Below are 9059 nucleotides of genomic sequence, written 5' to 3' on the forward strand. Positions count from 1 at the left end.
CTAATTGCGAGCATTTTGATGTTAAACTAACATCATTGACTATCAATACTCTTAGCTAATGGAGGCTAATGCTTTCATTAAAATATAGGGGTGTGAATTTTATTTTAGCGTTTTTGTTTATAAATATCTATTTTTGTGCCCTATATGAGAAATATTCAAATATAAGACCCGAATATTTCTCATTTATGACTTTAACTAACGATTTACTGATAATGCGTAGACTGCGTATCTGTTTTATATTTATCCTTTTGCTGGCTCTTTGTTTAGATGGGTATGCAGCTCCTAAAAAACGTAGAGCGGCTCCGGCGAAACCCGTTTTTGAATGGGTAAGAGACAATTCGAAGCTATTTACTATTCAGCAAGCAGCAGACTTAAATAAGGTGATAGGGAATCTTAAAGATTCGCTCAAAACTTTGCCGCCAATCTATGTAGTTACTCAAAATGACTATTCTATAAAATCTCCCTTTTTCCGAGCATTCAGATCGTCGGTTACTGATGATAAATGGTATATCTCTGAATCTAAAGATTATGAGGATGGTTTTGTGATTTTAATACGGCCTCGAAGCAAGGTGTTTACAACTCCACAATTGAATATTTTATGTAATAGAAATTCGGCTTTTATCGTACCCTTTATTACTTCTCAAAAGATAGATCGTTTACAAAATGAGTATAATAAATACTTGAGTGATGCCCCAAACTCGGTGCAATTAGCTGTTATAGAGAAGTTTATGTGTTCTCTTTGTTCCCGTTTTTTTGATGGACATGTAAGAGATTACAGAAATGTACTTTCGCCCCAAGATGAAGCAGAAATAAATCTTATGATTCAGAATTTCCAAGACAGCACAACTGTTAAAGTTGCTATGATAACGACTCCGAATGGTGAGGGTGAAGATTCGGTATTCGGACGTGCTTTGCTACAACAAAAAAACAGCGATAAGGATAAACAGAAGCAAATGGCGGTTGAATATAAGAACTTGGATGCTGATATTGTTTTTGTCTTTTATCCAAAAGGTATATGGGTATTTAGCAATGTTGATAAAGAAAAATTGTCGGATAAGGCATTGCAGAATCTGATTAATAAGTACGCTTTACCCCGAAATAAGGCAGGGCAATATAAACAAGCGATGCAAGAATCGTTGTCTGCACTTTCTGCCCACTTCAATGGCGATGCACCTTTGGATGGAATGTCGATGTGGGAGAAAATAGGAGCTATGTTATTAGGGGTAGGTATTCCTACTGCTTTTGGTTGGTTTATTTTCAAAGATAGTTTAAAAAAGAAAAATAAAGCCTCGAACCATAAGCCTGCAGTGAATAAACCTGTGTCTGAAAAGAAACCGACACCCTCTGCTCGACAAAATAAGCCTGCTGTAACTCAAGCAGCAACTTCTAAGCCTGAAAAGAAGGAGGAAAAGAAAGAAGATAAGATACACGTTAAACCTTCCGTTCCTCCAATAACTGATGTGGTAATGAAGGTAGTGCCTCGTCTGGTATTAACTAAGCCTGCGGAAATTGGTACAGATAGAGGGTGGACGCTCGATAATACAGGAAGCTTACCCGTTACTATGACTCGGATAGATGAAGTCTTCAAACCTATTTCTCCCCGAAATGAGCATGAGAAAATGATGCTCGAAATGATTGATTATATGCGTTCTCTCAGAGAATATACAAACGAAGAGATAGCCCATTCGCTGGGTAGCGAAGGAGTATCTCTTTATCTGGATGAATTATATGGGGTTGTTGATCCTGCTGCGGTGCGTATTGTTTTTAATCGCGGACTCGATTTGCTGATAAAGAATTATGCAGAACGCGATCCGAGAGTTAGTAAATACATAAAGTAGAATCAATAGGGTAGTAGCTCGGTTTTATTGTTGCTTCTGTCCCGACTTTTCTATTTTAGCAATCCATTTCTTACGTATCTCTTCATTCGAATTTTTGACGACACCTATATAAGTAACCTTCACTTTACTTACTCCACAGAATTGAAGCGTGCATTTTTTGAGCTGATTTACACTTGGTGCATTATATACCAATCCGTAATACCACCCGGGCTGATCGAGTGTGGTGATTATATGTGCTGTTTTACCTTTCAATAGTTTCTCCCATTTCCAAGAATTGGGAATCGGTCTAAAAGTAAATCCGGGAAGAAAAACCCTATCAATAAATCCTTTTACAATAGCAGGCAAACCTCCCCACCAAACGGGATGCACCCATACTAAATGATCTGCCCATTTGATGGCTTCGAAAGCTTCTTGCAGATCGGGTTCAAGTTCTATCCTTTTCTGATAACCGTATTGTAGATTGGGCGAGAAGTTGAGATCGGCTATTCTTATCTTTTTGACTTCTGCACCGCTATTTTTTGCACCCAGTTCGTATGCATTTGCCAATGCAAAATTGAGGCTCTCGTTGTTGGGATGACCATCTATAATGAGTATTTTTTTCATCTTTATTTATCTTTTCTCTATTGTAATATCTTTGTTTTCTTTCAATAATTCATAAAGTTCTCCAGCCTTATATATTTGATGTCCGAAATAGATATCATTGTCTGCTGTGAATAGTTTTTCGGCATGTAAAGCTATAGAAAAGGCTGTTAATTCTGCTTGCCCTTTGGTACATAAAATGCTGATAGTTTGCTTTTTTTGACGTTTATCTGTAATGATTACATCGAAGGCTGTTTTGTCGCCGCTGCCACTTGATTGAAATAGCTTCTTTCGAGATTCTAAGGATAGTAGCTTAAATACATTCAACGCCTGAGCTGTTCTTAATAGAAATGACACGAGTTTGGAGTTATATGTTATCTTGGCTGAAACGGAAGGAATCTTCTCCGTTTTATTAAGAATCAACAGATCGGGTATATTGAAATTATAGACCTTATATCTTCCTAATTGAAAGGGGAATTGATAGTTCTCGCTATTCTCGAAATGCTTTACAGCTAAGGGCAAATTGTTTTTATAGACAGAGAATGTTTTACATACATCTTCTGCCATAAAATCGGCAGCACTCTTACCCGCTTTGTCATTCAAGGAATAGTAAATCATTATTTGAACCTGTTCGATATTACTGAAATCAGGTTCGAGAGCAGATATTAAGCCAGAAGCAATTCCTCCCATCCATCCCGATGCAAAAACAATCCTGCTATTGATTGGTTTATTTTCGAGACTCTTCAAGGTGTTTTGTATATCGGGTGTAGGTTTCGTTACATCCAGATAATCTATATGTTTGTTTATACAGTATTGAAGCACATTGTTGTCCGTATCTATGGTCGATAATATAACCAGGTTTATCGAATGTGCCGATATATTGCTAAGGCTACTTATATCCGTAACATCAATGTAAACATGGTGGGGTAGTTTATCACATTCCTTGTTCCTGCTACCAATAAATAATTGGAGGGAAGGGTTTCTATCTTTTAATATACGGTTTACTAATGAGCCTATGTGCCCCGTTCCGCCTACGATTAGAATATTCTTTTGCATCTCTTTTTTTATGCAAAAATAGGGTGAATATAACTTTCTTATTTAAGACAAATGTCTATAAAAGAGATTTTCGTATGCGGGTGAGGTGTCGGGTAGATATGCCCAGATAGGAGGCAATATAGTGTAAAGGAATGTGCTTTACATACTCTGAATTGTTCTTCTCGAGTAGCATATAACGCTTTGTAGCATCGTCTTTTTGAAATGAAATGATACGTTCTTCAAGTTTCAGGTATTGCATTTCGGTAAGTATTCGTCCGAATTCCTGCCATTCGGCACTTGTCTGATAAAGATAGTCCAGATCAGTTTTTTGCAGCACTTCTATTTCTGTATCAAGAATAGCTTGGATGTTTTCGTTAGTGGGAACTTGCGTTATAAAACTGGAGAATGCAGACATAAGTTCTCCTTCAAAAGTAATGCAGTTTATAAGCTCTTCACCTTCTCCGTCTATAAAATAAGAGCGTAATACGCCCGATCTTATAAATGCTATTTCTTTGCAAATATTACCCGATTGAATAAGAAATTCTCCTTTCTTGATTTTTCTCTGAGAAAGAAAAGGGTCTATTCTATCTAATTCTTCTGGCGATAGTATATTGAGTGAGGCGAAATGTTTTTTCATTTTCTTATGTCATTATATAGAGTAGTATCTTAGCAATCGAACTGATTGTTTGCTTCGTCTATTGCTCTAACTATTTCGTTATCTATTGCGGGAGAAGAGAGGAAGAGTGTAACTCTTCTTTCTTCATAGTCGCGAGATGTGTCGAAAACGAAATCGGGTTTGCCGTCTTCATCCAGATCACCAATGAATAAAATCTGTACAAAGGTATCGTTAAAGGTGGGTATCGACAGTAGTAACTGCTCTTTTCCGTTGGTCGATAGATAGAGTTTGTAATTGATTACAGATTCATTGCTATAACCTATTGAAAAACCAGGAGCTAAATATACCTTGTCTTGCTGGGGAACAATGCCTTCGCCTCTAAGGGTGTACTTTTGATTATTGAGTGTAAAGTCTATCTTCTCTCCCGGTTGAAGAGCATTTACTTCGGGCATGATAGCTTTGGGTTGCTTCTCTTTTTGGGTAAGCCCCTTAATCATTAATATATTATTGGCCGACGATACATAGGTGATAGAATCCTGTAAACAGTCGTTATAATCTTTGCCAATTGAAATGTCTGATTTTGTAAGAGAAAAGCTATTTGTCTCTTCATCTTTAGAAAAATCGTACCAATCTTCTGAGAGCATGTGTTCGAAGTCCGAAGGTTCGTAGCCACTGTATGCCCAATTGATGAATATACTTACGTCTTGGTTATCAAATTCTTCAGGAAAGAGTGGATCAAGCTCTATGTATACAGTGTCGTTTGTTGCAGGAGTTAGTGCATAGCAAGCTTTTGTATTTGCTACACTTATCAACAGTGTTGCAAACAGTACTATTATATATTTCATCTCTTGTACAAATGATGTTAGTTATTGTTTCTTGATGCTGTGAAAACACACAGTTATTTATTTGGCTAACCCTAAGATAAGACTAGCTTTTTCAAAAGTAATAATAAAGCACGAGAGTTTTAAGTTTGTTATTCAGCCAAAGCCGAATCTTTATAAACGCCCCTTGTGTCTGTACTTATTACAATATCATGATCCTCAAACATATCATCATTACTACATATAATAGTTGTAGTCTTGTCTTGATTAAATGCTATCTCGGTGAGGGTTATCCGTTCCTTAAACTCCTCTAAGGTTAAAGGTGTAGGTTCTGCATCACTCTCATCCTCGGGTTCTTCCAGCCAATAATCGTTTTTCAGTTCGAGCATCGAAGGGTACATACTTCTGATAGCTTTCTCGTAAAATTTCTCAGCCATCAGTTTTTCAGCATGATCTATAATGGGTGACAGGCTTTCTCCTACGGTTACAAAGATTGTAATTCTAACGGGAGTATCATCAATTTTTATAACAGTACCATACTCTTCCTCTTCAAGCTCTAATGTGCCGAATGCCTTGCTATCAATCGATTCTATGCTCGGTATCACATATTGTTGACATGAAAGGGTGTTGAATGCTTCCTCTATCTCGTCTTCGGTAGCTATACCGTAGATAGGTTTCAGCTTCTTTTCGATTTCTGTTATAGTGGTTGTGATTGTCTTTTCGTCCGACAGAATGTCTAGCGTCTGGTGGTCAAGTAGCCTGATTTTGGGGTTTCGCAGGTTATTAGGTATGCAGTAACTATTGGTAGAGCCTCCTTTAGGGCTCAGTTGTACAATGGTAATACCCCATTGTTGATCGTCGGAAGATTCATTGCTTCCGTTTTTGTTTGGCTCCGAATTGAGGATACACCTCTCGTTGTCCTGATTTTCTACTCTAAACTGTCGTCGTATAATCATTGTACCGTATTCTTTATCTACGGTGCATCCTGATGTATAACTGGCAGTCATGTGATTTAATTCTCTAATATCACCCTCTTGTGCTTTCTTTAGCATGCCAAGAAGATCTTTAATCTCCCATCCAGTCATAGCCCTATTGAGTAAATAAAATATGTAATGAACTATTTAGAGATATAACAAATTTTAGTTGTTATAGTTCCCAAAGTATAATAAAGATCATAGACCTTACTTAATTCTAACATAAGTTTTCCTAAGGTACTGAAAATATTGAATAAAAAGCAATTACGGTTCTCTTTTTCTATGCCGATTATGAAATTTTAAGGGATGTATATAACCCTAGAATAGCTAAATAACCTAAAAAAGAGTTTGTTAGTTGTAGCGATAGAGAACCTTCAATATCTGGTCAATTTTTGAGGAAGTGCATAATATTAACCACAGTGTAACATATGATACAAACCAATGGATATAGTTTCTCTAGTTTTGTGTCATTAAATGATCAACCACTAAAATATATATGACCATGAGTAATATGTTTTGTTTTCAATGCCAAGAGACATCCAAAGGAACAGGATGCGAAATAATGGGTGTTTGTGGAAAAACTCCCGAAGTGTCGGATATTCAAGACCTACTGCTAGCCGTAGCACGTGGTGTTGCTGTATATAATGATGCTTTGAGAAGCGAGAATAATGCTTCGCTCGAAGCCGATAAGTTTGTTGTAGATGCTATGTTTATAAGCATTACCAACGCTAACTTCGATTTCGAAGCGATTAAGAATAAAGTGAAAGAAGGTTTGGCTTTGAAGAAGAGGCTGGCTGCTCAGTTAGTAAATACTCCTGCCAATCTTCCTGACGAATGTCTTTGGGATGGCGACGAGTCTGAGTTTATGACTAAAGCCAAAGAAGTAGGCGTATTGCGTACCAAAGATGAGGACATTCGTTCGTTGAAAGAATTGGTGCATTACGGTTTGAAAGGTATGGCTGCTTATGCTGAGCATGCTTACAATCTTGATAAAGTAGATGCTGAACTGTCGAGTTTTATGCAACGTGCTTTAGTACAGTTGACTCGCGAAGATATTTCGGTAAACGAATTAATTGCTTTAACTCTCGAAACCGGTAAATACGGTGTGCAGGCTATGGCATTGTTAGATGCTGCCAATACAGGTAAGTATGGTAACCCCGAAATTACGGAAGTAAATATCGGAGTAAGCACCAATCCCGGTATATTGATTAGTGGACACGACCTTCGTGATATTGAGGATCTTTTGATTCAGACCGAAGGAACGGGCATAGATGTATATACTCACAGCGAAATGTTACCTGCTCACTACTATCCTGAACTGAAAAAATACAAACACTTGGTAGGAAACTACGGCGGTGCATGGTGGCAACAAAAAGAAGATTTCGATTCGTTCAATGGTCCTATTCTCTTTACAACGAACTGTATAGTACCCCCTTCTAAATCGGCATCATATCGCGGTCGTATCTTTACAACGGGAGCAGCGGGTCTTGACGGTGCAAAACATATTGCGGAACGTAAAGACGGACAGCCAAAAGATTTCTCTGAAATTATAGCAATGGCTAAAATTTCTCAAGCTCCCCGCGAAATTGAAACAGGATCTATTGTTGGAGGTTTTGCTCACAACCAAGTAATTGCTTTGGCAGATAAAGTAGTAGAGGCAGTTAAAAGCGGAGCTATACGTAAATTCTTTGTAATGGCTGGATGCGATGGTCGTATGAAAAGCCGTAACTATTATACCGAATTTGCAGAAGCGTTACCTAAAGATACAGTTATACTTACCGCAGGATGCGCAAAATACAGATATAATAAACTTCCATTGGGCGATATAGGTGGTATACCTCGTGTATTGGATGCCGGACAATGTAACGACAGTTATTCGTTAGCCGTTATAGCTCTGAAATTGAAAGAGGTATTCGGACTAGAGGATATTAACGATCTGCCTATTGTTTACAATATTGCTTGGTACGAGCAAAAAGCTGTGATTGTTTTACTTGCTTTGTTGCACTTAGGTGTGAAAAATATTCACTTAGGACCAACTTTACCCGGATTTTTATCTCCGAATGTAGCTAAAGTGCTTATTGAGAATTTTGGAATAGGTGGAATCACCAACGTAGAAGACGATATGCAAGCATTTCTTGCTAGCTAAGTATTCTTTTTGATTCGGAAGATCAACTGTAATTATCTTAAAAAGCCCTTCATTATACATTATGAAGGGCTTTTTCTATGTGTTAGAAGCTATCTTTCTCTTTAAAAATGTCTCTCTTGATACGGAGTTCCTGTTCCATTTTCGCAATACTCTTTTAAACTGAGAAGAAACATCGCCCAGTTGTAGTTACACCAACGATAATATTCGGTAATCTTTCGCCAGTTTTCGTGACGTAAAACAACCGAAGTAACTCCGTTTTTCTCCGAAAGGTCAAAAGATATGCTTGTGCCTATCCATTCGGGATCAGAAGATGTGCATTCCCATACGATCTTTTTATTTTCGACCAATTCAACTATTTTCATTTTAGTGGCATCTTCGTCGTCAAAATAAAATTCATTCACAAAATTAAGCTTAGGTTTTACAACTAGCTTAGTTGTCCATATTCTGCCCAATCCATTTTGTGTTACAAGTGCCTCATACACTCCTGAGATGGGAGCTTTTATGTAGTTAATATGCTCTATTTTTTCCATATATAATAATAGTTTTAAACACGACCAAGATAGTATGTTTAATTCTGAATAACAATCTTTTTATCGGATAGGGTGCTTTAATGAGATGTGGAGAGAAGACTGTCTTGTAGTTAGATCTTATAGGTGCTTTTGTATAAAACAAAAAAAGATCGGAAAGAAATTCCGACCTTTTTTTCCTTTATACAGATTTTAGTGTTGTTTAGCTACCATAAGTTGTTGTTCAATTTCTGTTGTTTGTAGATAGCCTCGATGCTTATCACTAAGCAATTCTTCATAAATACTGCTCGTTAATGTGTGTTGTTGTATATAAGACGCATTGCTATGCTGTTCGTTGCATTATATTATGCCCTTTTTTGGGTTTTTTCTTGTTTATTCTTGTTAACTATCAGTATATAAAGTTTTTATTATTGTGTTATTTTGAAAAAATAATATGCTAAAATAATTCAATTATTTATATTATCGACTATCAATCTTTAATAAAAATGCAATACCAACAAATATTTTCCGTTATATAACAAGA

The 9059-nt window shown here is 37.0% G+C and carries 8 protein-coding genes; 2 read left to right on the forward strand and 6 right to left on the reverse strand.

Annotated elements, in window-relative coordinates; genetic code table 11:
* Window positions 1–185 precede the first annotated feature (185 nt).
* The gene (locus HGC4_RS03675; RefSeq protein ID WP_050708771.1) at window positions 186–1838 is read left to right on the forward strand and encodes a TPM domain-containing protein; all 1653 of its coding nucleotides are present in this window, start codon (window positions 186–188) and stop codon (window positions 1836–1838) included.
* Between the two features lie 24 nt (window positions 1839–1862).
* On the opposite strand, the gene HGC4_RS03680 is transcribed toward HGC4_RS03675, so the two are convergent.
* From HGC4_RS03680 to HGC4_RS03700, 5 genes are all read right to left on the reverse strand, one after another.
* On the reverse strand, window positions 1863–2441 hold the full coding sequence (locus tag HGC4_RS03680) for an NAD(P)H-dependent oxidoreductase (protein WP_050708772.1): 579 nt from the start codon (window positions 2439–2441) through the stop codon (window positions 1863–1865).
* A 6-nt stretch (window positions 2442–2447) separates the two neighbouring features.
* Complete coding sequence (locus HGC4_RS03685; RefSeq protein ID WP_050708773.1) at window positions 2448–3473, reverse strand: saccharopine dehydrogenase NADP-binding domain-containing protein; 1026 nt, start codon at window positions 3471–3473, stop codon at window positions 2448–2450.
* Between the two features lie 55 nt (window positions 3474–3528).
* A complete protein-coding gene (locus HGC4_RS03690; protein WP_050708774.1) occupies window positions 3529–4089 on the reverse strand; it encodes a Crp/Fnr family transcriptional regulator in 561 nt (186 codons plus the stop codon).
* 29 nt (window positions 4090–4118) lie between these two features.
* Window positions 4119–4913, reverse strand: coding sequence for a hypothetical protein (locus tag HGC4_RS03695; protein ID WP_050708775.1), 795 nt, complete (start codon window positions 4911–4913; stop codon window positions 4119–4121).
* 128 nt (window positions 4914–5041) lie between these two features.
* Window positions 5042–5941 (reverse strand): DUF2262 domain-containing protein, encoded by a 900-nt coding sequence (locus tag HGC4_RS03700; protein WP_157258110.1) that lies wholly within the window; start codon window positions 5939–5941, stop codon window positions 5042–5044.
* Window positions 5942–6374: 433 nt separating this feature from the next.
* Between HGC4_RS03700 and hcp the strand changes: the two genes are divergently transcribed.
* Window positions 6375–8009 (forward strand): hydroxylamine reductase, encoded by a 1635-nt coding sequence (hcp, locus tag HGC4_RS03705; protein WP_050708780.1) that lies wholly within the window; start codon window positions 6375–6377, stop codon window positions 8007–8009.
* Window positions 8010–8110: 101 nt separating this feature from the next.
* Here hcp and HGC4_RS03710 read toward each other — a convergent pair whose 3' ends face one another.
* Window positions 8111–8539, reverse strand: a complete 429-nt coding sequence (locus HGC4_RS03710; protein ID WP_050708777.1) for an SRPBCC family protein — start codon at window positions 8537–8539, stop codon at window positions 8111–8113.
* Between the last annotated feature and the right edge of the window lie 520 nt (window positions 8540–9059).

It is taken from the genome of Dysgonomonas sp. HGC4 (genome assembly GCF_001261715.1).
GTDB lineage: Bacteria > Bacteroidota > Bacteroidia > Bacteroidales > Dysgonomonadaceae > Dysgonomonas_A.

Excerpts from the sequence above, each read along its gene's own strand:
- HGC4_RS03685 (WP_050708773.1), bottom strand. The coding sequence starts at position 3,473 with ATGCAAAAGAATATTCTAATCGTAGGCGGAACGGGGCACATAGGCTCA.
- HGC4_RS03695 (WP_050708775.1), bottom strand. The coding sequence starts at position 4,913 with ATGAAATATATAATAGTACTGTTTGCAACACTGTTGATAAGTGTAGCA.
- HGC4_RS03710 (WP_050708777.1), bottom strand. The coding sequence starts at position 8,539 with ATGGAAAAAATAGAGCATATTAACTACATAAAAGCTCCCATCTCAGGA.
- HGC4_RS03680 (WP_050708772.1), bottom strand. The coding sequence starts at position 2,441 with ATGAAAAAAATACTCATTATAGATGGTCATCCCAACAACGAGAGCCTC.
- HGC4_RS03690 (WP_050708774.1), bottom strand. The coding sequence starts at position 4,089 with ATGAAAAAACATTTCGCCTCACTCAATATACTATCGCCAGAAGAATTA.
- HGC4_RS03700 (WP_157258110.1), bottom strand. The coding sequence starts at position 5,941 with ATGCTAAAGAAAGCACAAGAGGGTGATATTAGAGAATTAAATCACATG.
- HGC4_RS03675 (WP_050708771.1), top strand. The coding sequence starts at position 186 with ATGACTTTAACTAACGATTTACTGATAATGCGTAGACTGCGTATCTGT.
- hcp (WP_050708780.1), top strand. The coding sequence starts at position 6,375 with ATGTTTTGTTTTCAATGCCAAGAGACATCCAAAGGAACAGGATGCGAA.